Here is a 25,719-nt window from a genome sequence, read left to right as displayed (position 1 = left end):
CAAATCAAGGATGAGGGATATAAAAACTTCGCTGATAAGAAAAACGAACCGCTCGCAAAAGAGCGGAATACGGGAATCGAACCCGCCTCTCAGGCTTGGGAAGCCCGTGCACTACCGATGTGCTAATTCCGCGTGAACGGCAGTCGTGCTTTCTCTCAATATGCGTAAAAAAATGAATTGAGGAAAACGAACACTTCGCTACCATGAGCCGATACCCGGACTCGAACCGGGGACCTACGCATTACGAATGCGTTGCTCTACCAACTGAGCCATATCGGCGAAAGCGGATGCAAAGATACACACAAAATTGGAATTACCCAAATATTCATCTTGATATTTTCATTTTTTCTCCTTTCATTCTTCAAAACCACACTTCTCGCCAAAGAAACATCAATGAAGTGGCAACCGCTGATTTGCCCATTGCCGGATAGGTGTCAATGGCGAGGGAGGAGGTTGGAAATTCCCATCATTCCCACCTTATTGATACCATCATCCCCACCTTATTGATACCATCATTCCCATCTTATTGATACCATTATTCTCACCTTATTATTAATGGTGGGGCAGTGAGGCTTTTTGTCTTGCGTTTCTCTTCGTCATCCTTTCCATAAGTACGGCAGGCGTCCCTACTTGTTCGCCACTTCGGATATCGAGCAACATCGGTGAACGGATGGACTGAAAGAAAAGCAGGTAGAGATACCGCTCGACGACCGAGCACACCCTGATGTTCTTCCGCTCGCGTATTCTGACGATGACCGTGGAAGGATTCTTCGGCGGCTTGCAATGCAACGTGCCACAGATTCGCTCCACGATGTCGCGAAATCCCATCGGCATCCCCCGTTCATCGCGCAGTTTGCCTGTTTCCCAAACCAAATGCGCCAGTTCCACCAAGTCGCATTGCGTACCCGTCCAGCGCAGTCGGCTCTCAGGTCCCAACTCCATCAGACCCCTGAAGCTCTCCACGATGATGTTCTTAATCCTGCCTACCTCCTCCTTCGACCATTTCCTGCCGTTCATCTCGTTTGTGTTTTCTGCTTTCATTCTTAATTAATTGACTATTATAAAGGTTCTCGACTGCGCGACATCGTGCCGGGTTCCGTGTCGGTTCGTCCGTGTTAGTTCCGAAGCGTTGAATGGCACATCAACAAATCGTGTCTGCAAATATACTCATCAATTGTGCACAATGAGTGCAATGTCAAGCCAAAGCTGTGTTAATCTTTGTTATCTTTTCATCCCCTCTTTCTCCTTTTCCTTCTTTTCTTTCGCCGTCCGTTATGCCATACCGGGCGAAGCATGGTCGGCGGTTTTGCGAACTATTAAAGATTGCACCGGAAAAACTTAGTATTTTTCACAAATTATTATGGTGTATCTCTAAATTATTGAGTACATTTGCAACGTCTTCGGCAGAAACAGATTTTCGCCAATGACCGCGGGCTTTCGAAAGGAACGAAACGGAAAACGGCAGAAGGCTGACAGGCTCCCGGGACATAAGCAATACAGATATGGAGTCAATAAAAGAAATTTACAGAATAGGAAAAGGACCTTCCAGCAGCCACACCATGGGGCCGCAGAAGGCATCCCTCGTTTTCGCGGAGCGACATCCTAAGGCCAAGGCATTTGAAGTAACGCTCTACGGCAGTTTGGCAGCCACCGGCAAAGGGCACCTCACCGATGTTGCCATCACCGAAGTGCTGAGCAAGATAGCTCCGGTGAGCATCGTGTGGAAAGCCAACGAAGTGCTGCCTTATCATACCAACGGCATGCTCTTCAAGTCGTTCGATGAGACAGGATCCATCACCGACGAATGGACGGTGTACAGCGTTGGCGGCGGCGCGCTCTCGGAAGGGTTGGGCGAAGACGACTATTTCTACACCAAACCCATCTACAAGTTCAAGACCTTGCAAGAAATAAAGGACTGGTGCGAGGAAACGGGGCGCGGCTTCTGGGAATATGTGGAGCTGAGCGAAGGCCCGGAGATATGGGACTACCTGCACGAAGTGTGGCAAACCATGCAACACGCCATAGAGCACGGACTCGATACCGAAGGCGCACTGCCCGGACCGCTGAAACTGCGCCGAAAAGCCTCCAACTATTACGTGAAGGCACGCGGATACAAAGCATCGCTGCAAAGTCGCGGACTGGTGTATGCCTATGCCTTGGCAGTGAGCGAGGAGAACGCATCGGGCGGCACCATCGTAACCGCACCCACCTGTGGCTCGTGTGGAGTAGTGCCCGCAGTGCTCTACCATATCTATAACGTGCACTCTTTCTCCGAACGGAAAATGCTGCGCGCACTTGCCACGGCAGGCATCTTCGGCAACATCGTCAAGCGCAACGCCTCCATCTCCGGCGCGGAAGTAGGCTGTCAGGGCGAGGTAGGCGTAGCTTGCGCCATGGCATCGGCAGCCTCCTGCCAACTCTTCGGAGGCAGCCCCGCACAGATAGAGTATGCAGCCGAGATGGGGTTGGAACATCACCTTGGAATGACTTGCGACCCGGTGTGCGGACTGGTGCAGATACCTTGCATCGAACGCAACGCCTTTGCCGCTTGTCGCGCCCTCGATGCCCAGCTCTATGCCAACTTCAGCGATGGAAGACACCGCGTTCTGTTCGACCATGTGGTGGAAGTGATGAAGCAGACCGGACACGACCTGCCATCGCTCTACAAGGAGACCAGCGAAGGCGGACTGGCAAAACACTACGAGTTCTGACCTTCCCCAAACCCTCCGTTCCCCGTCCGCATATCCACGGCGGGCAACGGCTTATCTCAAATCAGGATTTCCCAATGTCGCACGGCAAAGAGAAATCCTTTATTTTTTTTCCGGTGATGTCCTGAATGATTTTGTGGAAACCCCACGCAAGGTTGCATCAAATCATGCGCCCGGGACGTATTCTGTTCCAATGCCGGATGGTGCCAACCCTCTCACCCCGATTCATATTCAGATGATGGTAAACAGACGCTTGATGGCGAATATCCGCCCCGACCATCACTACGAAATTACATTACAAAAAACGTATCCGACACATGCTTCGTAACCTGTTGATAATCAGGGTGATATTAATTACAATTGAAAGGTAAGCTTTTGCACGCCGAAAGCTTAGCTTTTGCAGTGCAAAAGGTCATGAATCGGCGTGCAAAAGCTAAACTTTGGATGGAGGAATGAAGAAAATTTAGGACATTGTTGAACTTTTCCCATATCTCCGGGAAAGATTTTTCGCGTTTTCAACGCCCCGGCTAAATAAAGAGAAATGCCATGTAACGAGGCAATTCCGCCCCAACGCCCATCCGCAATGGTGGAAGAACCGGCGATGAATTTCCGGTGTTCTTTGAATTTTTCAGCAGGGAATGAAAAAAAAGAATGTAGAAAATCAACATTTTCTTTTGAAAAAAAAATCTTTTTTGTAACTTTGCTTTTCAAGAAATGATTATAATCGTACAACCTCAAACTTGAATAGCAATGATGAAACCAGCAAGCCCCATCGAAGATTTCAGCCGGTTGGCGGATTATCTTGGCGAACACAAGATAAAAAGAACTGCAGCCGTGGCATGGCCCGAAGACGACCATACACGCGACGCCGTGGAAAAAGCCGCCAACGCGGGCTTCCTCAATCCCATCATGATAGGTTCGGAAGCAACGACAGACCGGTACAAGGGACGCTTCAGCACCCTCACGGCAGACAGTCCGGAAGACGCTTCGGAACAGAGCGTCAGGCTCGTTCAAGAGGGCGAGGCACAAGTGCTCATGAAAGGATTTGTGAATACCGACGTGCTGCTCCGTGCCGTGCTCAACAAGGAGAAAGGCATCTTGCCCAAGGGAAAAGTTCTCACCCACGTCTCCGCGGCAATGATTTCCAATTACCACAAATTGCTCTTCTTCACCGACCCGGCGGTCATTCCCTATCCCACACAGGAACAACGCGTGGCACAAGTGGAATACATCGTGAACATTTGCCACAAGTTTCATGTGGCGTGCCCGAAGGTGTCGCTCATCCATTGCACCGAGAAACCCGATGAACGCCACTTCCCCTTTACGGTCGGATATGAAGAAATCAAACGCATGGCGCGCGAGGGAAAGTTCGGAACGTGTATCGTGGACGGACCACTCGACCTGAAGACATCCTGCTCTCCGGAAGCGTTGCAAGCCAAAAAGATAGCATCCCCCATCGAAGGCGACGCCGACGCGTTGGTCTTCCCCGACATCGAGGCAGGCAACGTGTTCTACAAGACCATTACGCTCTTTGCTCAAACCGAAACGGCAGCCGTGCTGCAAGGAACGAAAGTTCCCGTGGTGCTCCCCAGCCGGGGCGACAGCGTGCAATCGAAGTTTTATAGTTTGGCACTCGCAACATTGATAACTACCGACAATGAACAAGACTTATAAGATATTAGCCATCAATCCCGGCTCCACATCGACGAAGATTTCTGTGTCGCGCAACGAGGAATTGCTCTTCGTGGAAGACATCAAACATAGCCGGGAAGAACTGAGCAGGTTCGAGAAGATATCCGACCAATATGAGTTTCGCAAACAACACGTGCTCGACGAACTGAAACGACGCGACATTCCGCTCGATTTCGATGCCACAGTGGGGCGCGGCGGATTGTCGAAGGCCGTCCCCAGTGGCGTGTTCCGCGTAAATCCGCAGATGATAACCGACCAAAAGAAAGCCTTTCATCAGCACGCCTGCGACCTCGGCTGCATGCTGGCCTACGAAATCGCAGAGCTGATTCCCGGCTGTCCCAGTTTCGTGGCAGATCCCGGCGTCGTTGACGAGATGGTTCCCGAAGCCCACATTACCGGACTTCCTAATGTGAAACGTATATGTATATGGCACGCACTCAACCAAAAAGCCATCGCGAGGAGATATGCCAAGGACAGGGGAACCACCTACGACAAACTGAACCTCATCATCTGTCATTTGGGAGGGGGCATCTCCATAGCCGCACACGAAAAGGGGAGGGCGGTGGATGCCAACAATGCTCTCGACGGCGCAGGACCTTTCTCGCCCGAACGCACCGGCACGCTGCCCATGTCGGAAATCATCCATCTCTGCTTCACAAGCGGCATGACCGAAGAGGAATTGCTTCGACTAGTCAGTGCGCGTGGCGGACTGTTGGCGCATTTGGGAACCAACGACATGCGCGCCATCACCGAACGAATCGCCACCGGAGACAAACATGCAGAATTGGTGGTGTCGGCAATGTTGTGGCATGTGGCAAAAGCCATTGCAGCCGAAGCAGCAGTGCTCAACGGAAAGGTGGATGCCGTGTTGCTCACGGGCGGACTTTGTTACAGCGATTATGTTGTGAGCCGGCTCCGTAAACGCATAGAATTTCTCGCCCCCGTGGTGGTCTATCCCGGTCAGGACGAAATGCTCGCCCTCACCGAGAACGCTCTTGCCGCCCTCAAGGGTGAGCGTGAGGTGAAAGATTATTGACGCAACGACACGACATTCATGAATGGATGGAACGCGAGGGACAACTCATAACCGGCTGAAAACCATGTGGCAATGTTAAATGTGTGAATAAATGCTGCAAGACTGCAATCGTTTGCATAAAAAATATTAATTGAAAGCATTTTCTCCGAACAATATTTGCAGGCTCAAAGTATTTTGACTATATTTGTGTCAGCCACTAAGAGGATTTGGTGGCAAGTGGAACACAATTTATAAAGAAAGGAGCTCAAAATGAAAAACTTAGAAACCTTGCAGATTTATCAGGATTATGCTCCTCAAAACAACGATTTTAACGAGAATGATCCGAGAAAGGATGTTTTAGGCGGAGAGATTTGGTACAACTAATTGTTCTCTCACGGGAAGGGGGAACTCCCCAAGTACCCGCCACAAACCAACGGCTTGCGAGCCGTGTCCATGCTTGCTTCGTTGATTGAATGGAGGAATTAAGGAAAAGCCGACAAGCACCGGGAAATGAATGGAAGTGAAAATGCTTCTGCAGCCGGATGACTTGCGGATGAGTTTTTTGATGAAGGCGACCTCGTCAGGTGCAAAAAGATTTGGCGAAGTCGCCTTTTTCATGTCCCGGACATGAGCAAAAGGGGAACAATCCGTCTCCTTCGGATGGCTTTTTCGGTAGAATCGGTTATACAACTGGTATCTTATAATCGGCTGACACTAAACATGAAGCAGCAATTCGCTCATGGAATGAATGAGGAAGTCTGCCCCGGCTTCGGTCAGTTCTGTCGCGGTTCCGTTGCCATAAGTTACCCCACAGGTTCGCACACCGGCGTTGCGCCCCATGAGAATGTCATAATCCGTATCGCCCACCACCAATGTTTCGTTGGCAGACCTTCCGAAATGCGCAAGAAGGGTGGTTACCGGCTCCGCATCGGGTTTCGCCCGGGTTACGTCGTCGGCACCTATGAGGCAGCTAAAGCAATCCTCCAACTTCATGTCCATAACAAACTGTTGCAGAGAGCGGTGTCGCCTGCTGCTGGCAATAGCCATTTCCATTCCTTTTCGTTGGAGCGACCTCACCGTTTCCACCACCCCCGGGAAGGGTTTCACTGCTCCGGGGACGTTCTTCTCATGGAAAATCTCTCCATACACCTCAGCGCATTGCCGCGCCTGTTCGTTGCTCATGGGCATGAGGGTGGAGAAACACTTCTCCAGCGGCAGTCCGATGGTGCGCGCACACTCCTCCCTTGTTCGTTCCTCCAGTCCCATTTGCCTGAGGGTGAGGAGCATCGTGTCGGTGATGAGCTTGCGCGAGTCGCCTAATGTGCCATCGAAATCAAAGATAATGAGTTTTATTCCCGTCGTGTTGTTTGTTGGTTGCATGGCATTTGTTGTTCTTGTCGTGAGCGGTTGCTTCATGCCGATACCACGTTGATGGGCTTTCCGTTGAAGAAGCCTTGTATGTTGTCCCGGATGATGCCGAGCAACCTTTGTCGTGTCTCATACCCTTTCCACCCGATATGTGGCGTGAGGATGACGTTATCGAGCTTGTAGAGCGGATTGTCGGCAGCGGGCGGTTCTTGTTCTTGCACGTCCAGTCCGGCTCCGGCTATCTTTCCGGTGCTCAGTGCCTCGATGAGTGCCGGTTCGTCGATGAGTGCGCCGCGTGCGGTGTTGATGAGAAAAGCGGTTGGTTTCATCAGGGCAATGGCGTTCTTGTCGATGATGTGGTGTGTTTCGGGGGTCAGCGGACAATGCAGCGACAAGTAGTCGGATTGTTTTAACAGCTGCTCTAACGAGACATACTTAACATTCTCGATATCAATTCCTTTATGACGTTTGTAAATCAGTACTTTCATGCCTAATGCCAGGCCTATTTTCACCACTTCGCTGCCGATGTTTCCCGCACCGACCACGCCCAGCGTCTTGCCATTCACTTCCGTGTGGGGTACTTTCAGATGTTCGGTGAAGTTGCTTCTGTCGTTTTTTGCCAACATGCCGATTTGCCTTTGCATTGACGATGACAAGGCGAGCAGCATCATTACGGCGGTGTGTGCCACGCGTTCCGAGCTGTAAGCGGGTATGTTGCATACGGTGATGTGGCGTTTTCTTGCGGCTTCGATGTCGATGTTGTTATATCCCGTGCCTGCTTCCACGATGAGTTCCACGCTGTCGGGGAACTGTTCGATGAGTGTTGCCGGTACGGGGAGTTCCTTCGTAACGATGGCTCGTGCGCCTTTGATTTTTTCAATAAACTCTTCCGGTTTCGTGTCGGCATGGACAATGGTGTCGGCAGAAAGCGTTTGGAAGTCCATGGTGCCGTCGAAGTTCATTTTCCCGGCATTCATCACAACGATTTTCTGATTTGTTTCCATATTTTTTCTGTTTATCGGACGGTCTTTCTTGCTGTCCGTAATCGATTGTTCGCTCGATGATTTTTGAAATCTCGGCGATACAAAATTACGTTTTTTTCTCGATAATCTCCCATTCTTCGTGCTTTTTCTTGTTCTTCTCGTTTCAAAGTGTTCGGTGGAACGAGAATGAAACGGAGCGAAAAATGCCCGGACTTGTCATTCACAAGCTCGGGCACATCATTTCTCTGTCGTTTTTTCTTCCTTTGTGTTAAGCAAAGATTTCATTGTTTCAATCTCTTTTCTTTGTAAGAGTTGGATTTGCGGAGGTCTGTTGGCATTGAATGTCATTGCAGTTTGGAAGCGTTATTTCTGTTTCAAGGCGGCTGCCACGGAGCCTTTTCCGAGCAGCAGTTGGCGTGCGGTGTCGTAGTCGATGTGGAGGGAGCGGGCAACGATGCGTGTGCCGCGATCGATGAGTTTCTCGTTGGAGAGCATGAGGTGCACCATCTTGTTGCCATCGACGCGTCCGAGTCGTATCATGGCAGTGGTGCTAATCATGTTGAGCACCATTTTTTGGGCGGTTCCCGACTTCATGCGCGTGCTGCCCGTAACGTATTCCGGACCCACATCGAGCACGATGCTCACCTGTGCTTCGTTCACGACGGGGGAGTGGGGCACGGAGGTGATGCAGGCGGTGAAGATGCCTTTCTCGCGTGCCTTGTGCAGTGCTCCCACCACGAAGGGTGTGCTTCCCGAAGCTGTGATGCCGATGATGGTGTCGGTGGGGTTGGCGTGTGCTGCCAGGAGTTCGTGCCACCCCATGTTTGGGTTGTCCTCGGCGTGTTCCACGGCATGGCGCAAAGCCTTGTCGCCTCCGGCGATGATGGCGTTGAAGATGTTTTCGGGCATGCCGTAGGTGGGGGGTATTTCGGAGGCGTCGAGTGCACCTAACCTGCCGCTTGTTCCGGCTCCGATGTAGAACACTCTGCCCCCGTGTGGTACTTGTCGAGCAATGTGTTCCACCACTTTTTCCATCTGTGGAATCATTGCTTCGACCGCGATTGCCACTTTTTGGTCTTCGTGGTTGATTTCGGTGAGTAGTTCGCGCGTTGTCTTGTGTTCCAAATTCGTGTAGAGCGACTCGCGTTCCGTCAGTTTGTCGTAACTCATGTTGTATTGAAGTGGATGCCGAACCGGGGCTCCTTGTCGCAGGTGTTGGTGTGGGGGCGTCCGGTGGCAGCGTTCTGTTGTGCCACTTTGTGTTGTCCGGGTGGTTTTTGGCAGTGGGGGCGAGTGGTGAGCAGGTGGAAATATCTTTACATCCATCAGGTTTCTTTCTCGTCTTCCAACTGTCTGTGAAACAGGGCTTTGCCACTCGTCTTGCAATTGCTGTCGTTTTGCGTTGCATTTGCTTAGCTTTTGGTTGTCAAAAGCTAAGCTTTTGGCGTGCGAAAGCTTAGCCATGGCTGTGGAGTGGCTGAAAAATCTTTACTTGTGCCTGTTTCTTTCGTTTCTTGAAGTGTGCGTGTATGAATATATTTTTATATAAACATATATTGTTCTTATCTTATTTTTCGCCTTTGTCTTGCAGGAATCGATCTGCTTCTATGGCAGCCATTGCTCCCGCTCCGGCCGCCACCACTCCTTGTCGGTAGGTGGGGTCTGCCACGTCGCCTGCCGCGAAGACTCCTTCGACGTTTGTTGCGGTTGATTTTGGTTTGGTGAGGATGAATCCTTGTGGGTCGAGTTCCAATTGGTTTTTGAAGAGTTCGGTGTTGGGTCGGTGTCCGATGGCGAGGAAGAAGCCGTCTATGTCGATGTCGTATTTTTCTTCGTTGGGTTCTCCTTTGTGTCTGACGAGATGTGCGCCCTCCACTCCCCGTTCTCCGAAGAGTCCGATGGTGTTGGTGTTGAAGAGGATTTCGATGTTGTCTTTTTCCCTGACTCGTTTCTGCATGATTTCTGTCGCGCGCAGGTAAGGTTTTCTGACAATCATGTACACTTTCTTGGCGAGTCCTGCGAGATACATTGCTTCTTCGCATGCGGTGTCTCCTCCTCCCACTACTGCCACGATGCGTTTGCGATAGAAGAATCCGTCGCAGGTGGCACATGCGCTGACGCCCTGTCCGCGGTATTTTTCTTCATCGGGCAGTCCGAGATATTTCGCTCCGGCACCTGTGGCGATGATGAGTGTTTCCGCCTGTATGATGTTTCCTCGTTCGTCCTCGCAGATGAAGGGTCGGTGCGAGAGGTCTGCCTTCACGATGGCTCCGTCGCGCACGTCTGCTCCCACGTTTTGGGCTTGTTGTTGCATTTCTGCCATGAGTTCGTTGGCATCGATGCCGTTTTTGAATCCGGGGAAGTTTTCCACGATGGTTGTTGTGGTGAGTTGTCCTCCGGGTTGTATGCCTTTGTAGATGACCGGTTGCAGGTTTGCCCTGCTTGCATATATTGCGGCTGTGTAGCCGGCCGGTCCGCTGCCGATGATGAGTGTTTTTGTTTTTTCCATATTCTGTTATAATTATTTTATTGGGAAGAGTCCGAAGAGTCGGTCGTCTATCATGTCTGTAACTTTTTGGAAGTCTTGTGGGTTTTCGGCGAAGTTCAGTTCGTCTCCCTCCACAATCATGAGGTGTCCGTCGTAGGTTTTAATCCAGTCCTCGTAGCGTTCGTTGAGTCCTCTGAGGTAGTCGATGCGCATGGTTTGTTCGTATTCCCTTCCTCTCATTTGTATGTGGTCGATGAGGTGGGGGACGCTGCTGCGTATGTAGATGAGCAGGTCGGGGAGTTTGACGAGACTGAGCATGAGGTTGAAGAGGTGTGTGTAGTTATCGAAGTCGCGGTCGCTCATGAGTCCCATGTCGTGCAGGTTGGGTGCGAAGATGCGTGCGTCCTCGAAGATGGTTCTGTCCTGTATGATGGTGTTGTCCGATCGGGATATTTCCACTACGTCGCGGAATCGTTTGTTGAGGAAATAGATTTGCAGGTTGAACGCCCATCTGTTCATATCCTTGTAGTAATCGGCGAGATAGGGGTTGTTGTCCACGGGTTCGTAGTGGGCTTTCCATCCGTATCTTTTTGCGAGGAGTGTGGTGAGTGTGGTTTTTCCCGCGCCGATGTTTCCGGCAATTGCTATGTGCATGATTTTGTTTTGTTTTGTTTTGTTTGTTTGGAGTGGGTGTCAGAATAGTCCGAAGAGTTCCCGGTCGATTTTGTCGGTGATGACTCCGAGGTCTTTGGGTTGGCTCTCGTAGTCGAGGTGATCTACGTTGATGGTGAGCACGCGTCCTTTGTATCTCTTGGCGATGAAGTCCTCGTAGCGTTGGTTGATGTTCTCCAGATAGTCGAGTGGTATTTTCTGCTCGTAGTCGCGTCCGCGTTTCTCGATGTTTTCCACGAGGTGGCTCACCGATGCGCGCAGGTAAATCATGAGGTCGGGATAGCGCACGACATCGGTCATGTCTTCGAAGAGTTCCATGTAGGTTTCGTAGTCGCGTTTGTCGAGGTTGCCCATGGCGAAGTTGTTGGCTGTGAAGACATAGACTCCCTCATAGATGGAGCGGTCTTGTATGATGTCGTCGGTGCCGGTGCTGATTTCGAGCAGGTCCTTGAATCTTTCTTTCAGGAAGAACACCTCCATGGGGAACGACCATCGCTTGATGTCCTTGTAGTAATCGTTGAGATAGGGGTTGAACTCCACCGACTCGTATTTTGGTTTCCATCCGTAGCGTTTGGCGAGCAATCGCGTGAGCGTGGTTTTTCCGCTCCCTATGTTTCCGGCTATGGCAATGTGCATGATGTTTTTATTTCAGTAAGTTACGTCCTATGCAGCCGTTGGGCATCTGAATTTTCAACATTCCGCAAATGGTGGCAGCGATGTCGTTGATGGTGGCTTCTTGTGAGGATGCGCCCCGGGGGATGTTCCATCCGTAGAGGAGCCACGGCAGATGAGTGTCGTAGGGGTAGGGTTGTCCGTGCGATGTGCCTTTGTAGTCGGGGCTGTCTTTGGCTCCGAAGAATTGTGGTCGGGTGATGATGCCGATTTCGCCGGAGCGGTTGCGGAAGTATCCGTTTTCCATTCTCTGTCTGAACCATTGTGGCATGGTTTGTTCGGAGATTTTCTCCTCATCGAAGACGTAGAGGTATTGTGGGTCTTGCTTCAGGTAGGCGATGGCTTCGTCGATGACCTTTTGTTTCGCGATGCCGCTCTTTGTTATGATGGAGTCGTTGAGGAAGAATTGGTAGTTGTCTTCACCGAAGACGGGGGCTATGCCGATGGTTTTTTCCAAGTGGGCGTTGAGCTGTTTCACGGCTTTGTCGTAGTCGAATGCGCCTGCCGGTATGTTGTTCTTTTTGAGGTAGTTGTAGTTGTGTGCAGCTCCGTGGTCGGCGGTGAGGAAGAGTAGGTAGTTGCCGCGTCCCACTTGTTGGTCGAGTGCATTGAGGAAGTGTGCCAAGTCTTTGTCGAGCTGCATGAAGACGTCGTGATTTTCCTTTCCCCGCGTGCCGTATTTGTGTCCGATGGCATCGGTGGAGGAGATGCTGACGGTGAGCATGTCGGTGGTGTTGCCTTGTCCGAGTTTTTCGTTGAAGAGTGCGGCTTCAGCCATTTGGAAGGTCATGGTAACGCCCGTGTTCGAGGTTTTGATGTTGAACTTCGGTGCGGTGTGGTGTATCCGATTAAAGTCTTTCACCCATTGGGGCAGTTCCTTCATGTAATAGGTGGAGGAAATGAAGTGTCCTGCCGATGTGTCCCACCAATAGGCTGCATCGGCGGAATGTCCGGCGGGGAGTATGGCAGCTCGGTCTTTCAGTGCAATGCCGATGACTTTCGACCGGAAGTCGGTGGCAAGTTTGAGTTGGTCGCCGATGGTGGTGGTGAGCATTCGCCGCGGGCTCATCTTTCCCTCTTTGCTTGTTGAGCCTACGGTTTGTGCCTCGGCATCATCGCAGCAATAAACGAACTTGTCGTTGTCGGCGAAGTAGTTGCCGGCAATGCCGTGGATGGCAGGTATCGAGCCGGTGAAGGCCGATGTATGACCTACGGCGGTTACGGTGGGTGCGTAGTTGATGTGGGTGTTCTCGAATGAGAATCCGTCGTTGAGCAGACGTTTCAAGCCGTTCGGGGCATATTCTTCGTTGTAAAGATAGAGATAGTCCCAGCGCATTTGATCAACGACGAGTCCGACGATGAGTTTGGGTCTTGCCACTTGCGCCTCAAGGGTGAGCGCGATGATGAGCAGTGGCAGGAGGATGGATAGCTTTTTCATTTCGTTTGTTGTTGTTTTTGGGGTTGTGTCCGCGAGGAACGGTTGGTAATTGCTGCAAAGATACAATCTTCTTGTTAAAAAACGGTGGTTCGTTGCTTCCTATTTCTTCATTTTTTCTGTCTTCCTTTTCGCGGAGTAAGTCGGCATTATCCTTGTCTCGCGGCTGTCCGCTGCAGAAAGGGAAAGTGGTCAGAACGGCAATCCGATGGCGAAATGTAAGGTTTGTGCGTCCTTGAACCGGTCGATGTTGTAGAATCCGGTTCGCTCCGTGTCGTAAGGCACGTGCAGCCCGATGCCCCAATCCACGCGTATCATGAAGAATCCGAGGTTGTAGCGGATGCCCACTCCCGTGCCGAGCGCAATCTGCCGATAGAAGTCGTTGAAGCGGAACTGTGAACCGGGTCGCCTGTCGTCCTCACGCATTGTCCAAACGTTGCCCGCGTCGAGGAACAAGGCTCCGTAGAGATTGCCCACGAGGTGGGGACGGTATTCCACGTTTGCCTGCAACTTTATCTCACCGGTTTGTTCCACGAAGGAGCGCAGTCGGTATCCGGAGCGATATTTGCCCGGACCTATCTCTCGAGCGTTGAATGCCCGTATGCTGTTTGCCCCTCCCACGAAGAATTGTTCCGAATAGGGTGCGAACCGGCTGTTGCCGTAAGCCCATATCATGCCGGCGTTGATGTGTGCCGCCACGGAGCTTTTGGAACCCACTGCCCACACTTTGGTAAAGGCGGTTTGCAGTTTGACGAACTGTGCGAAGGGATTTTTGAACATCTGTTTTCCCTTTTCGCTCCATGACCTGCCGAAGACAGCGTAACCACCGGCGAGCACGTTCGACGCTTCGCTTACGGTGGTGGTCCAGTTGATGGGATTTTGATGGTTTGCCGGACTTTGATAAGTGTATTGGAAACTTGTCTTGGGAATGAATTGGTCTGCCATCGACACTTCAAGATAGGGCATGCTGTCGATGAGTTCCAAGAACCGGTCGCTCATGCTCTTCATGTATTCGTAGGAGAGTGTGAGAGGCTTGAAGACAAAGGCGTGCCGCTCGTTGGGTCGCCAGCTGTAAGCAAGTTCGCCGGAGACGATGTGGCGTTTGAAATATTTGGAGCGTTTGATGACGTTGGTCGATGCGCTGATGGTGGTCATGGGCGTTTCAAAATACTGTTGGCGAGGCTTTCGTGCGGGGAGTGTCTCGCCTTGCGCGATGGCTTTTTCGCGTTTCTTGCGTCGTCGCTCGCGTCGCAGTCGGGGAGGGGTTTGGAATGGGTTGAGCACGCGTGGGAATTGCAGACTTGCTTCCGCGCCATATTCATAGTCGCTGATGCCCGATTTCTCTGTTTGGTCGCTGCGTACGGATAGCCATTCGTAAGCACCATGCAACCGGATGTTGAGCAGCTCGGCACCGCGAAAGGCGTTGCGCTTGGTCAGTCCGACAATGATTTCAGGTCCATACTTCCCGCTGGTCTTGCCTCTGCCGTAGGTTTCGACGTAGAAATCGTAGGGCTTGTCAAACAGACAATCAATGTTCAGGTCGAGCAGCTCACAAGTGTCGGTGGAATCGTGAGGGGTGAAGTTGAAATTGGTGGCTGCGAAGATGCCGGTGGCATTGAGTTTCTCTTGGCTTTCCTGATGTTTCTCCAGACTGTAGAGACCGCCTCTTCTGAGAAAGAGGTCGTTGGCGATGACGCGGGTACGCAGTGGGGGGCGTTTGCCGTTGTAGTTCACGGTGAAACGTCGCGATTTGCGTTGTTGCGAGAGTTCCTCCATGAATGTTTTCCGCAGGTTGATGGTGATGTTGTTCACGCGCCATTTGCGAATGTTGCGCGCATTGACGGAATCTGCCATCTGCAAGTGCATGATGGCTTTCCCGGCGATGGTCGTGGTGTCGGCCAAATAACTGGCATCGGTGTTCTGATAATAGTAATATCCGTTGTCGCGGAAGAGCGTTGTAACGCGGCGGCGTTCCTTTTCGAGCGTTGCCACGTCGAAAGGGTCGCCGTTGTGTATGACGGCGTTTGCACTATCGGTGCGCAACAGACTATCGGCGGCGGGGGGGAAGTTCACGTAGCGCAGACTGTCGATGGTCCATAGCGGACCCATGTTCACGATGTAGCGCAGCTTCATGGTCTTGGGGTTCGTCTGTGGCAACAGTTCGTAGTTGATTTTTCCGTTGAAATAGCCACGTTTGTAGAGCAGGTTTCTTCCCACGGTGGCATGGAGTTCCGGATTGACATGGCTCATGAGGACAGGTTTTGAGCCGAAAGCGCGCACCACCCAACGGCTGAAGGCTGAGGTGTCGGGCGAGAAAGCGTTCCATACCCACAGTCCGATGGGAAACGGAGAGCGCATCGACGGACTTCCGAAGAGTGCCGCGTTGGGTTTGGTGGCAAGTACCACGTCCAATTCTTCCATAACGGCTCGTGTGTGCTCATCGGGTTGCATGTTGGTGTATTCGGTTCGTTTCATGCCCGTGTAGAGTTGTTCGCCATCGGGGATTGCTCGTGTGCTGCTGCATGCGACAAGCAGCGATGCCACAAGCCCCATCGTCATGGCAAGGATGATGGTGAGACGAGGGGAGGCAAGCTTTCGGGCACTATGGTTGGGAGTTGGATGTGGATGATTTCTTCTCATGCGTGAAATTGATTAAACTGTCGCGTTTCGGTTGGTCGGGTGTGGGCGCAATCCGTTCTTCTTTGTTTTTCCTGAAGCGGAAGATGTCCTTGAAATGGCTGAGCTTTCGTCTCCAAAGGAAGCCCACGCCGAACTCGCTCTGTTCACCTTCGAGCCAGTCGTATGCCTCGCGTTCGTAATAGAGCTTGATATATTTCGTTTCTTTTCGGTTCAGGCGGTATTCCAGCGACAGGTTGTCGAAGAATGCGCCGTTATGATCGGATAGCTGTGAGCCTGTAGATACTCTGCCTCCCATGATGATGCGCAGGCGGTTGTCCCACAATCGTTTGGAGAATTTGAAGGTGTAATCGGTGTGTAGGCTGCCGTTTGCATCGGCAGTGCTCTCCATGTTTGCCGTGAGGTCGAGCCCCATGGAGCTGAGAGCTTTGCCCGTGATGGCGTTTACCTGACTTTGCAGGAATCCGGCGAGGGCACTGTTCATGGCGGCATCGGCGTTCTTGTTGATTGTTCCGTCGAAGTACATTCCGGAGGCGAGCATCGTAACTGCCAATTTCGACCGTTCTTCGGCACTTTTGGTGTTGAGTGTGTTCTGCATTTCCTGATCTTCGGGTGCATCGATGATGAATTCCACGCCGGGTTGTGGAAATCTCTTGGTGAGCCTTACGCCACAGGTGAAATCAACGGCGCGTCCCTGTCCGGAGGCATCGGTTACGTTGGTTTTCACCTCTTCGGTGGCAATGATGCTTAGGAAGGGTTGCATCGGGTCGCCGGAAAATTCTATATAGCTGCCTTCTCGTATGTGGAATGTGCGCAGGGGGATGATGGGCAGTGAGTATTTCATCACGCCATCGTTGAGTGTGTAGCGTCCTCTTACCTGAACGCTGTTGGTCGGGTCGTAGCTGAGCAGCAGTGAGCCGCCGCCAAAGAGGTCGATGTAGTTTGATTTGTCGGGGTTCAGTGCGCATACGATGTGAGCTTGCTCATCGATGTTCAGTCCCAGTCGCATGGTGAAACCGGTGAGGTCGGGTCGGCGCACCACATCGCTGATGGTGTCGTTGAGGTTCGTGAACTGCACGAGATCGTTGAGTTCCGTGTCGGTGGTCAGGGTGGCATCGCGCATGACGTAGGTCATGTCGGTTCCGTTCAAGACCTCAAGTTGTCCGAGCAGTTCGAGGTCGTTTACCGGTCCGCGCATCCTTCCGTTGAAATCGACGAAGGCTTTGCCGTAAACTTCCGAGCGTGGGTTTTCTCTTGCGTCGATGATTTCAAAGTTGTTGGCGCGCATTCGCACGTCCATGTTCATGTTATTGAAATCGGAGAAGTCGAGATGTCCCGATATGTTGAGCGGTGAGTTGTTGTTGGCGAACATTTCAAAGTTTTCGAACTCTATCCTGCTGTCTTTTATCAAGACGGGATCGTCGGCGAATCGCATATCCACGCCGTAGGGGAGGCTGATGAGATGTGCTGAATCGAGGTATAGTTCTCCATTGACTTTCAGTTGATTGAGTGGTCCTTCTACTGTAAGGTCGCCCTCTCCATCACCTTGCAGTCCCACGATGCGGTCGGGGACGAATCCGTTGATGAAGTTCAGTGGGAACCGGTCCATGTTCAGATTGGCTTCGAGTCTGCCTTCGCCTTCGCTCTTGTAGCTTCCCGAGAGTTCGCCTATGCTCCGGTTGTTTTGCGAGATGAGGGCATTGACGAAGTGTGTGCCATCATTAAGCGGTATGTAAACAAGTTCCATGCCCACGTTGCCCATCTTGTTGTCTTCGTAAATCATGTTTTGCACCGTCATGTTGCTCGAAACGGTGAGGTCGGATGCGGTTTGCACCACATGATAGTCGCCATCGAGCACACCCGTTATTTTTGGTGCAAATGGGAGCACGGCGAGCAGTTCTCCCACTTCGAACCGATGCACGGAGAGGGTGAGGTTTTGCAGTGAGGTGGTGTCGTTGTCTTCCGTGATCAGCTGTAGTCCGGCTCCATCGCCTGCGAGCAGTTTGAGGTTGGTGGAGATGCGTTTGTCGCGTCCCACGTAGAAATAGTTGTCGGGGTTTACGATGTAGTCTTTATAGCCCAGCACGGCATCGGGTGAGGTGAGGTTTAGTTTTATTCCTTTGTCTGCCATTGCCGCGCGCATGGAGAGTGCGAGGGCTGTTTTTTGTTGTGCATCGAGTACGGACAGTGTGGATAGTATGCCGTGTTCGTAGAAGGCGCCTTGCAGACAGGCATGATAGGGATAATGGTTGTCCGGGGCGTTGGCTATCTCCAATTGGTAGTTCAGTCCGTCGTCGTGGTTGTAGAGTGTCAGCAGAAGGGAGTCCACTCGCAAGCTGTCGTGTTCCATTCCGTCCACCATCATCTTTCCGTTGAGTCCTTCTTCGGGCGACGAGGTGAGTTGTATGTCTGCCGTTTTGAAGCGATAGCCCTGTTCGGCGAGCAACCCGCTGAAGAAGTTGTCGGTGCCCGATTTCAGTGTGAAGTGTCCGGTGGGCAACAGTTGGCGCAGGGCATGCTGGTCGATGTATTTCCCGGCGATTTGTCGTTGCAGGTCGTTGGCGAATTTCTTGCCGATGTTGGCAAGTTGTTTGTAGCTTCCATTGAGGTCGGTATTCAACAGGAAGTCGCCGCCTTTCACTTCGGCATGTGTGCTGTCGCGTTGGCTGAGCAGGTCGAACGCCACGTCGCCGGGGCTGTAGGTTCGGTTTTTGGTGCTCACGTCGAGATTGTGGAAAGCTCCTTCGGCTCTGAGGTCGTCTGTTCCGGTCATGGTAAAGTTGAGCCGTGTGTTGAAGTGGGTGGTGAAGGGTTGGTCGATGACGCCCAGTTGGTAGAGGTCGGCGTGGGGGAACTGTCCGTCCAGACTGCCTTTTATGTCGTTTCCTCTCATGTCTGCATCCAGTCGGAACGAGCCGTTGAGCAGTGCGATGTGGTTGTTGCCTCGCCTTTCGTCGAGTTGCAGTTGGTCGATGTTTCCGTCCAAATGATGGTAATTCTTCATATTCGACCTGATGTGGAGGTCTGCCTCCGTTTTTGCGATGTAGTGTTTGTCGATGAGTCCCAAGCCTTGTAAGTCGGCGTGTTTCAGATTGCCTTTCAAATGGGTGTCGAGCAGTGTTCCCCGCATGGTTGCCGCCACGTTGAAGTTGCCCCTTACCAGTGGTGTGGGGACTTTTCCGTTCTCGTTGTCGAGGGCGAAGTGTCTTAAAATTCCTTTGAACGAATGTCGGTTCTTGAGGTTCGATTTCACGTCGGCTTCCGTCCATGTGGCAATGGCGTAGCGTTCTTTCATTCCTCCGAGCCGATGCAGGTCGATGTGGCGGAACATTCCTTTTATGTGTCCTGCCACTCCTTTCTTATTGATTGTTCCGGTGTATCTGACGTTGGCTGCGAGCATGCTGTTGTTGCTCTTGATGTGCACGTCGGTGAGTCCGTTGCCCAACCTTATTTTCCCGGCGATGTTGTCGAGGATGTAGTTGCCATATCTGAATTTCCTGATGTTTGCTGCGATGTTTGCCGATGCTTTTCCGCCGAGCAGGTCGGTGCCTTTTCCCTTTGCGGCGATTTTTCCCGAGAAGGGTTGTAGGTTTTGTCGGGGCAGGAAGCGTCCCAGTTGCAGGTTTTGCGCGTCGGCAAGCAGGTTGTAGGCTTGCGTTGCCGTGTTGTAGCTGCCTTTCAGTCGTGCTTTACCTTGTTTTCCGCTCAGGCGGAGGTCGGCTTTGTATTGATTTTTTCTGATGTGGATGTCGCCTTTCAGTGCGATTCCGTTTGGTATGTGCACCGTTTGGCTGATGCTTTTCGGCAGCAGTCGGTTGATGAAGTCGGGATGTTCCGCCCTCATGTCCACTCTCAGGTCGGCTCGCAGGCGTGCCATGTTGGTGGGTTGGGCTATCCATCCCTTTGCCAAGAGGCTGAAACTGCCCGGCAGACTGACTTGTAGTGGGTTGAGCGTAATGTATTTCAGGTTGCCCTGCATGTGCGTTCGCAGCGTGATGGGTTGGGAGGGCAGGGCGCGAAGGGTATGTTTGTCGAGCGAGGTGAGGAAGGGCATCATGTCTGCCACGGAGAGAAATCCCTTGAAGTCGGCATACAATCGTCCCGGGTTGGTTTCCTCAAAGACATTCATCTCCATGCGGAAGTTGCCGGCGAGTTCCGTTCCGGGCATTTGCAGGAAGAGGTTGGGGAGGCTCATGCTCAGCGAGTCCATGCGGAGCGATGTGCGGAGGTTGGTGATTGTCAGTCCGCTTTGTTCTCTGAGGTTGGCAGCCCTGATGTTCGCGCTGATGTCTTTTCCGGCATAGACCAGCGAGTCCATCCCGAGGTTCAGTTCCGTCATGGCGAGGTGTGCCGCGTCGAAGCCCTTTTGTCGTGGTTCGAAGTTGCGATTCATGTGGAATTGCCCCTTGTGCCAGTCGAGCGATCCCACCTTATATATATTGTCGTGCAGGAGGAGTTCGGTTTGTCTTGCCTCCGCCTTTCCGAAAACCGCTTGCAGACTGAGCGTATCGCCCGGCGTGTGCAACCGGAAGTCGGTTTGTGCCAAATGGAGTCGGTCGATGTTGATGCGCCATAGCGTTTTCTCCTTCGTGGTATCGGGGGGCACGGTGTCGCCCAAGGCAATGTCAATCCATCCGCCTTGAAGTTCGGCAAGATTGAGTTTGGCGGAATCGCCTTTGAGGTCGATGCCATGACTGACGAGATGCAGTCGTTGCAGATCGGCTCTGACGCGCAGGTCGCCGATGAAATGTGTGGTATTGGCTTTCAGTTGTCTGAATGTCAGTTCGTCCACCTCCACGCGGTTCTTGAAGAGTGGCATGAGTTGCACCTTCACCACGAGCTGTTTCACGTCTGCCACGGTGTCGGTCTTGCCACGAATGGAGTCGTTGGGTTGCAACATTTTCAGACCGTCGAGCTGCAAATCGAGTGGGAACGACAGGTTCACGCGTTCCAGCGTTATTGTCATGCCCGTTTTCTCGGCAATGCGTGCCGTTGCCTGCCTTACTGCCCAATTCTGAACCGGTGGCAGGTAAAGCAGGAATGTGAGGATAAGAAAGAGCAGAATGGGGGCAAGCACGATGGCAAGCAGCCATTTTATCGCTTTTTTCATTGGGCGGATTTGCTATGAGGTTTGTCGTTTCGTCGGAGTGGGGCAGCAGCGTGCCCCGTCTTTCCGTCAGGGGATGAGCACGCGGTCGTCGATGGGCAGAAATGTTTTCTCGTCCGGCTGTCTCGCAGCCACCCCGAAAGGCATCTGCGCAATCATCTTCCAGTCGGCGGGGATGTTGAATTCCTTTGCCACCCGTTCGTCGATGAGCGGATTATAATGTTGCAGACTCGCACCGAAACCGGCGTCCGTGAGCATCGTCCACAGCGCGAACTGGTGCATGGCATTGGTGTGTTCCGACCATGTGGGGAAGTTGTCGGCGTAGAGGGGGAACTGCTCCATGAGCTTTCTCACGGGACGTTGGTCTTCATAGAAGAGCAGAGTGCCATATCCACTTTGAAAACTACGCTCTATCTTCTCTTTCGTCTTGCCAAAAGCCTCTGCCGGTACGATGGCTTGCAGCGTGTCCTTGGTGATTTGCCAAAGCCGTTGGTGCTTCTCGTGCAGCAACACGACCACACGCGTGGACTGGCTGTTGAAAGCCGCTGGTATGTGCTTTACGGCGAATCGTACCCTGTTGATGATTTCCTCATCGGTGATGGGCGACTCGTTTTTCAGCGCGTAGTGAGAACGTCGATTTGCGATTGCTTCTTGAAATATATTTGTCATGATTTGTTTTTGATGTCTTTGTAAAAAAAATAACGTTACAATTGCAAAGATACCACTTTTTCCACGATTTTTACCATTTTTCACCGAAAACTTTACCCTCTCCGCACATATTTTTTTCATGCCGTTCCCATTCGGAAATCTTCCCCCTCTCGCGCGGCAACATGGAAAGTCGTCCCGACGAGCTGAAAGGCATAGCTTTTACAAGAAAAATCAATGCCAATGAAAGTTTCTGATAATCAGCAGTTTACAATCCACATTTCAAAAGCTTACCTTTTGCCGTCCAAAAGCTTACCTTTTGTAATGCAAAAGCTTACCTTTTATGATGCAAAAGCTTACCTTTCATGACCACTTGATAAGTTATATCGAAGATTTGCATAAATTGAAAGACAGCTCAATGGTGGGCGAAGAGATAAGGGGATATATACAAACTCCATTCTAAAATTAAGAATGGGAATCATAAACAAACATATATGCCTGAAAAAAGTTCCACTTTTATCGTAAGCATCAATCTACCGCTTTTTTGCTTTTTTATGAAAAAAAACAAAGAAATTTGCGCGCGTTTGGAATATAATGCTTATATTTGCTGATGAAATCCAAAGTCGTTATCCGACTTGGGAAGAATGTGAATTTGCCACATCCAAACAGAAAACAAAATCAGAAAATAATCATTAATAATAAAGTTATGAAAATAAATCTTAAACGGTCAATCCTCATGGCAGCCCTCTCCTGCGCCATCATGACAATGAGCGCGGCAACCGGACAGCCCTGCAAAGATTGTAAATGCGGACAAACCTGCAAATGCGAGCAAGGAAACAAATGCTGCAAAAACAAACAAGTCTGCAAAAATGGGAAAACCTGCAAATGCGGACAAACCTGCAAATGCGGACAAACCTGCAAATGCGAGCAAGGAAAAAAATGCTGCAAAAACAAACAAGTCTGCAAAGATGGGAAAACCTGTAAATGCGGACAAAACTGCAAATGCACAAAAGACAGTAAAGCCTGCAAATGCAAACAGGGATGCAAGAAAGAAAATAAAAACTGTAAATCAGGAATGAACTGTAAGAAATGCAAGAAAGGGGAATCGATGTACCATAATCCACTCCTGCAAAAAAGCAACCTGACCTTTGGCGCACCCGACTTCGCCAAGATAAAAGATGCAGACTATCTGCCTGCCATCAAAGTGGGAATAGAAGAACAACGCGCCGAGATAAAGAAAATAGTGGATAACAAGGAAACTCCGACCTTCCAGAATACCATCGTGGCATACGAGAACAGCGGACAACTATTGGAAAGAGTCTCCAACACCTTCTTCTGTGTTACGGAAGCTAACAAGACACCGGAGATAGAAGAAGCCGAGAAAGAAGTAATCCCAATGCTTACCGACTTTGACAACGAGATCAACTTCAACAAAAAATTCTTTGACCGCGTGAAATACGTGTACGACCATGAATACAACAACCTCAAGGGAGAAGACAAAAAACTACTCGAGGTGGTTTACAAGGGATTCGTACGTTCAGGTGCGCTCCTCTCAAAAGAAAAAATGGCGCGCATGCAGGAAATCAACAAGCAACTTGCCAAACTCGAACAAGAATTTGGCAATATGCTGCCCAAGGCCGCTGCCGAAGCCACCGTATGGGTGAATGACGCGAAGGAACTCGCAGGACTTAGCGAGGCTGCCATGGCACAGTGCAAAAAAGACGCGCAGAGCCGTGGCGGAAAAGCTCCTTACTGCATCGTCATCACCAATACCACACAGCAACCCATCCTCGCATCGCTCGACAACCGCACGTTGAGAGAACGCGTTTATAACGCCTCCATCCACCGCACCGACGGAACGGGCAATTACAACACCTACCCAATCATTGTTCAGATTGCCAAACTGCGCGCGGAGAAAGCACAGCTCATGGGATTCAAAAACTATGCAGCCTACTCGCTCGACAAATCAATGGCGAAAACACCGGAAAACGCATACGCCTTCCTCAAACAGCTCATCAAGGAATACCGACCCAAAGCCGACGCGGAAACAAAGGCAATTGAGGAATACGCACGCAAAACACAGGGACGCGACTTCAACTTGCAACCCTACGACCGCTTCTACTACTCGGCGAAGATGAAAAAAGAAATGTTCAACTTCTCCGACGACGAAGTGAAACCTTACTTCAACATCGACAGCGTACTCATCAACGGCGTGTTCTACGCTGCAAACCGTGTGTACGGACTCTCCTTCAAAGAACGCAGGGACATACCTACTTATCATCCCGACATGAAAGTGTTCGATGTGATTGATGCCAACGGCAAACCGCTCGCACTCTTCTACGTTGACTATTTCCGCCGCCCGACAAAACGAGGCGGAGCGTGGATGAGTCCATTCATCAAACAGAGCGGAATACGCCAACAACTACCCGTTATATATAATGTGTGCAACTACGCGAAAGCTCCGGAAGGACAGCCTACATTCGTTACTTGGGACGAGGCAACCACCATGTTCCACGAATTCGGACACGCCCTTCACGGAATGCTCTCCAACTGCTATTACAACACACTCAGCGGAACATCCGTGGCACGCGACTTCGTGGAAATGCCATCGCAATTCAACGAATCGTTTGCAAGCATCCCGGAAGTGTTCAACCACTACGCGAAACACGATAAGACCAATCAGCCCATGCCCGACGAACTGCGCGAGAAGATGCTGAAATCCATCAACTTCCAAGCAGCTTACGCACTCGGTGAGAACCTTGCGGCAACCTGTGCAGACATGGCTTGGCACATGCTCACACCGGAACAAATACCGACAGCCGACAAAGCTGCCGAGTTTGAAAAGAAAGCACTTACGGACATCGGACTGCTCGATACACAAATCCCACCACGCTACTTCACGTCTTATTTCAACCACGTATGGGGTGGTGGCTATGCAGCAGGCTATTACAGCTACCTTTGGTCAGAGGTATTGGCAGTGAACATTGCCGACTACTTCGCAACTCATGGCGCGCTTACACGCAAAGTGGGTAACGACTTCCGCGACAAGGTGCTCAGCAAAGGCAATACCACCGAATTGTTGCAAATCTTCTCCGACTTCACGGGGCTGAAAGCTCCCGATGCTGCCGGACTGCTCAAAGCTCGCGGATTGTAAGAACATATTTAATCATATTCATATTATTAATTCTATGTAGGGAGTCTTGTCGTGATGACAAGCTCCCTTTTTTCGTAATCGGAAAAAGGAGCTTCATCGGAAATGAAAAAAATACAATAAATGTTGCGGAAACCCGAAGAACAAGTGTAAAGACAGAAAAAAAAGAGAGCAATAAATTTGCAAGAATAAAAATAAATTGGTATTTTTGCGGTAGAAATTTCGGTATTCCATCGAAATAAACCTAAAAAAATAAGAAGTTATGAATATCAGTAAGAAAATGCAAGATGCATTCAATAAGCAAATCATTGCCGAATTTTGGTCTTCTAATCTATATATGGGCATGGCCTTTTGGCTGCGCCAACATGGGTGGAGAGGCTTCTCCGACTGGATGTACAGGCAGTCGCAAGAGGAAAGAGGTCATGCACTCGATATGGCAAGCTATGTGCTCAGTCGTGGCGGTGAGGTGAAAATGACAGCCATCGAGAACGTGCCGGCCGACTGGAAAGGTCCGGAGGATATCTTCGAGGCAACCTTTAAGCACGAACAGGAAGTTACCTCACTCATCAACAAACTCGCAGATGTTGCCGATGAGGAGAAAGACCGTGCATCGCAGAACTTCATTGCCAAATACATTGATGAGCAGGTAGAGGAGGAAAGCAGCGTATCCGAAATACTCGACCTCTTCCGTCAGCTCCCCGATCATGCCATTTCGTTCATCGAAAAGAGATTGGAGACTCAGAAATAACCCACGCGAAATCATCGCGAAGTAGAAATATCATCCCCGAGATTCAGAGTACGAAATCTCGGGGATGTTTTTTCTCCATCACTTTGCCAAGCGATGAACGTGGGTGCAATGCTTTCTCGTCTTTCGATTTGTTTCCGAGGTGGATATAATTTCCCAATCGTTGGATGTGCGTTGCCAAATCATGTTCATCATTGCCCATCATTACCCATCGTTGGATGTGCGTTGCGCATTGTTGTGCTCTTTGTTTTCACCATGCGGGATAGGCATTTGCACGCTGTTGGTATGATGGTTGTGGACATGAAGATGTGCGTTGCGGTACTGTCCTATAAAAGTGTGTAAGCTCCTTTTTTCTTATCTTTGTATTTGTAAACCATAAAAAAGAAAAAAATGAAACTTAC

Annotated in this window: 19 protein-coding genes and 2 tRNA genes; 6 read left to right on the top strand and 15 right to left on the bottom strand. The window is 50.9% G+C overall.

Features of this window, described 5'->3' with window-relative positions:
* Positions 1–61: 61 nt before the first annotated feature.
* The 3 genes from ETF27_RS10120 to ETF27_RS10110 form a co-directional block, all read right to left on the bottom strand.
* A tRNA-Gly gene (locus tag ETF27_RS10120) sits at positions 62–132 on the bottom strand.
* A 74-nt stretch (positions 133–206) separates the two neighbouring features.
* Positions 207–279: transfer RNA gene (locus ETF27_RS10115), tRNA-Thr, on the bottom strand.
* A 273-nt stretch (positions 280–552) separates the two neighbouring features.
* Positions 553–1,041, bottom strand: a complete 489-nt coding sequence (locus ETF27_RS10110; protein ID WP_181951338.1) for a hypothetical protein — start codon at positions 1,039–1,041, stop codon at positions 553–555.
* Positions 1,042–1,502: 461 nt separating this feature from the next.
* Between ETF27_RS10110 and ETF27_RS10105 the strand changes: the two genes are divergently transcribed.
* Entirely contained in the window at positions 1,503–2,711 is a 1,209-nt protein-coding gene (locus ETF27_RS10105; protein WP_130829870.1) for an L-serine ammonia-lyase, read from the top strand.
* Positions 2,712–3,098: 387 nt separating this feature from the next.
* Here the strand turns inward: ETF27_RS10105 and ETF27_RS10100 are convergent, their stop codons facing one another.
* Complete coding sequence (locus tag ETF27_RS10100) at positions 3,099–3,419, bottom strand: hypothetical protein (RefSeq protein ID WP_147785780.1); 321 nt, start codon at positions 3,417–3,419, stop codon at positions 3,099–3,101.
* A gap of 39 nt (positions 3,420–3,458) precedes the next feature.
* Between ETF27_RS10100 and ETF27_RS10095 the strand changes: the two genes are divergently transcribed.
* Together ETF27_RS10095 and buk are read left to right on the top strand one after the other, a co-directional pair.
* Positions 3,459–4,382: a phosphate acyltransferase gene (locus ETF27_RS10095; RefSeq protein ID WP_147785779.1), complete on the top strand. Its 924-nt coding sequence runs from the start codon at positions 3,459–3,461 to the stop codon at positions 4,380–4,382.
* Positions 4,366–5,436, top strand: coding sequence for a butyrate kinase (buk, locus tag ETF27_RS10090; protein ID WP_147785778.1), 1,071 nt, complete (start codon positions 4,366–4,368; stop codon positions 5,434–5,436). Before ETF27_RS10095 ends, buk begins: the two co-directional genes overlap by 17 nt.
* Positions 5,437–6,129: 693 nt before the next feature.
* Here buk and ETF27_RS10085 read toward each other — a convergent pair.
* From ETF27_RS10085 to ETF27_RS10040, 10 genes are all read right to left on the bottom strand, one after another.
* A complete protein-coding gene (locus tag ETF27_RS10085) occupies positions 6,130–6,831 on the bottom strand; it encodes an HAD family hydrolase (protein WP_240048179.1) in 702 nt (233 codons plus the stop codon).
* Entirely contained in the window at positions 6,828–7,787 is a 960-nt protein-coding gene (locus tag ETF27_RS10080) for a 2-hydroxyacid dehydrogenase (protein ID WP_147785777.1), read from the bottom strand. The genes ETF27_RS10085 and ETF27_RS10080 overlap by 4 nt, the downstream gene beginning before the upstream one ends.
* A 342-nt stretch (positions 7,788–8,129) precedes the next feature.
* Complete coding sequence (locus ETF27_RS10075) at positions 8,130–8,936, bottom strand: N-acetylmuramic acid 6-phosphate etherase (protein WP_147785784.1); 807 nt, start codon at positions 8,934–8,936, stop codon at positions 8,130–8,132.
* A 397-nt stretch (positions 8,937–9,333) separates the two neighbouring features.
* On the bottom strand, positions 9,334–10,275 hold the full coding sequence (gene trxB / locus ETF27_RS10070) for a thioredoxin-disulfide reductase (RefSeq protein ID WP_147785776.1): 942 nt from the start codon (positions 10,273–10,275) through the stop codon (positions 9,334–9,336).
* 12 nt (positions 10,276–10,287) lie between these two features.
* Positions 10,288–10,908 (bottom strand): deoxynucleoside kinase, encoded by a 621-nt coding sequence (locus tag ETF27_RS10065; protein WP_147785775.1) that lies wholly within the window; start codon positions 10,906–10,908, stop codon positions 10,288–10,290.
* 39 nt (positions 10,909–10,947) lie between these two features.
* Positions 10,948–11,562: a deoxynucleoside kinase gene (locus tag ETF27_RS10060; RefSeq protein WP_130829878.1), complete on the bottom strand. Its 615-nt coding sequence runs from the start codon at positions 11,560–11,562 to the stop codon at positions 10,948–10,950.
* A 7-nt stretch (positions 11,563–11,569) separates the two neighbouring features.
* A complete protein-coding gene (locus ETF27_RS10055; protein WP_147785774.1) occupies positions 11,570–13,036 on the bottom strand; it encodes an alkaline phosphatase family protein in 1,467 nt (488 codons plus the stop codon).
* A 189-nt stretch (positions 13,037–13,225) separates the two neighbouring features.
* Entirely contained in the window at positions 13,226–15,673 is a 2,448-nt protein-coding gene (gene tamL / locus ETF27_RS10050) for a translocation and assembly module lipoprotein TamL (RefSeq protein WP_147785773.1), read from the bottom strand.
* On the bottom strand, positions 15,636–20,780 hold the full coding sequence (locus ETF27_RS10045; RefSeq protein WP_147785772.1) for a translocation/assembly module TamB domain-containing protein: 5,145 nt from the start codon (positions 20,778–20,780) through the stop codon (positions 15,636–15,638). The genes tamL and ETF27_RS10045 overlap by 38 nt, the downstream gene beginning before the upstream one ends.
* Positions 20,781–20,846: 66 nt before the next feature.
* Positions 20,847–21,446: a nitroreductase family protein gene (locus tag ETF27_RS10040; RefSeq protein WP_147785771.1), complete on the bottom strand. Its 600-nt coding sequence runs from the start codon at positions 21,444–21,446 to the stop codon at positions 20,847–20,849.
* Positions 21,447–22,291: 845 nt separating this feature from the next.
* Between ETF27_RS10040 and ETF27_RS10035 the strand changes: the two genes are divergently transcribed.
* From ETF27_RS10035 to ETF27_RS10025, 3 genes are all read left to right on the top strand, one after another.
* The gene (locus tag ETF27_RS10035; RefSeq protein WP_147785770.1) at positions 22,292–22,501 is read left to right on the top strand and encodes a hypothetical protein; all 210 of its coding nucleotides are present in this window, start codon (positions 22,292–22,294) and stop codon (positions 22,499–22,501) included.
* On the top strand, positions 22,498–24,576 hold the full coding sequence (locus tag ETF27_RS10030) for a M3 family metallopeptidase (protein ID WP_130829884.1): 2,079 nt from the start codon (positions 22,498–22,500) through the stop codon (positions 24,574–24,576). The genes ETF27_RS10035 and ETF27_RS10030 overlap by 4 nt, the downstream gene beginning before the upstream one ends.
* A 259-nt stretch (positions 24,577–24,835) precedes the next feature.
* On the top strand, positions 24,836–25,321 hold the full coding sequence (locus ETF27_RS10025) for a ferritin (protein ID WP_130829885.1): 486 nt from the start codon (positions 24,836–24,838) through the stop codon (positions 25,319–25,321).
* A gap of 43 nt (positions 25,322–25,364) precedes the next feature.
* On the opposite strand, the gene ETF27_RS11215 is transcribed toward ETF27_RS10025, so the two are convergent.
* Positions 25,365–25,523 (bottom strand): hypothetical protein, encoded by a 159-nt coding sequence (locus ETF27_RS11215; protein ID WP_158635992.1) that lies wholly within the window; start codon positions 25,521–25,523, stop codon positions 25,365–25,367.
* Between the last annotated feature and the right edge of the window lie 196 nt (positions 25,524–25,719).

The sequence above is a fragment of the Prevotella brunnea genome (assembly GCF_008016795.1).
Taxonomy (GTDB): Bacteria; Bacteroidota; Bacteroidia; order Bacteroidales; family Bacteroidaceae; genus Prevotella; species Prevotella brunnea.
Note: the sequence above shows the minus strand (reverse complement) of the source record. Positions and strands in the feature narration are given on the sequence as shown.

Bases quoted from the DNA above. Each gene is read 5' to 3' on its own strand.
- ETF27_RS10110 (WP_181951338.1), bottom strand. From the start codon at position 1,041: ATGAAAGCAGAAAACACAAACGAGATGAACGGCAGGAAATGGTCGAAG.
- ETF27_RS10105 (WP_130829870.1), top strand. From the start codon at position 1,503: ATGGAGTCAATAAAAGAAATTTACAGAATAGGAAAAGGACCTTCCAGC.
- ETF27_RS10095 (WP_147785779.1), top strand. From the start codon at position 3,459: ATGATGAAACCAGCAAGCCCCATCGAAGATTTCAGCCGGTTGGCGGAT.
- buk (WP_147785778.1), top strand. From the start codon at position 4,366: ATGAACAAGACTTATAAGATATTAGCCATCAATCCCGGCTCCACATCG.
- ETF27_RS10085 (WP_240048179.1), bottom strand. From the start codon at position 6,831: ATGAAGCAACCGCTCACGACAAGAACAACAAATGCCATGCAACCAACA.
- ETF27_RS10080 (WP_147785777.1), bottom strand. From the start codon at position 7,787: ATGGAAACAAATCAGAAAATCGTTGTGATGAATGCCGGGAAAATGAAC.
- ETF27_RS10075 (WP_147785784.1), bottom strand. From the start codon at position 8,936: ATGAGTTACGACAAACTGACGGAACGCGAGTCGCTCTACACGAATTTG.
- trxB (WP_147785776.1), bottom strand. From the start codon at position 10,275: ATGGAAAAAACAAAAACACTCATCATCGGCAGCGGACCGGCCGGCTAC.
- ETF27_RS10065 (WP_147785775.1), bottom strand. From the start codon at position 10,908: ATGCACATAGCAATTGCCGGAAACATCGGCGCGGGAAAAACCACACTC.
- ETF27_RS10060 (WP_130829878.1), bottom strand. From the start codon at position 11,562: ATGCACATTGCCATAGCCGGAAACATAGGGAGCGGAAAAACCACGCTC.
- ETF27_RS10055 (WP_147785774.1), bottom strand. From the start codon at position 13,036: ATGAAAAAGCTATCCATCCTCCTGCCACTGCTCATCATCGCGCTCACC.
- tamL (WP_147785773.1), bottom strand. From the start codon at position 15,673: ATGAGAAGAAATCATCCACATCCAACTCCCAACCATAGTGCCCGAAAG.
- ETF27_RS10045 (WP_147785772.1), bottom strand. From the start codon at position 20,780: ATGAAAAAAGCGATAAAATGGCTGCTTGCCATCGTGCTTGCCCCCATT.
- ETF27_RS10040 (WP_147785771.1), bottom strand. From the start codon at position 21,446: ATGACAAATATATTTCAAGAAGCAATCGCAAATCGACGTTCTCACTAC.
- ETF27_RS10035 (WP_147785770.1), top strand. From the start codon at position 22,292: ATGGGAAAACCTGCAAATGCGGACAAACCTGCAAATGCGGACAAACCT.
- ETF27_RS10030 (WP_130829884.1), top strand. From the start codon at position 22,498: ATGAACTGTAAGAAATGCAAGAAAGGGGAATCGATGTACCATAATCCA.
- ETF27_RS10025 (WP_130829885.1), top strand. From the start codon at position 24,836: ATGAATATCAGTAAGAAAATGCAAGATGCATTCAATAAGCAAATCATT.
- ETF27_RS11215 (WP_158635992.1), bottom strand. From the start codon at position 25,523: ATGATGGGCAATGATGAACATGATTTGGCAACGCACATCCAACGATTG.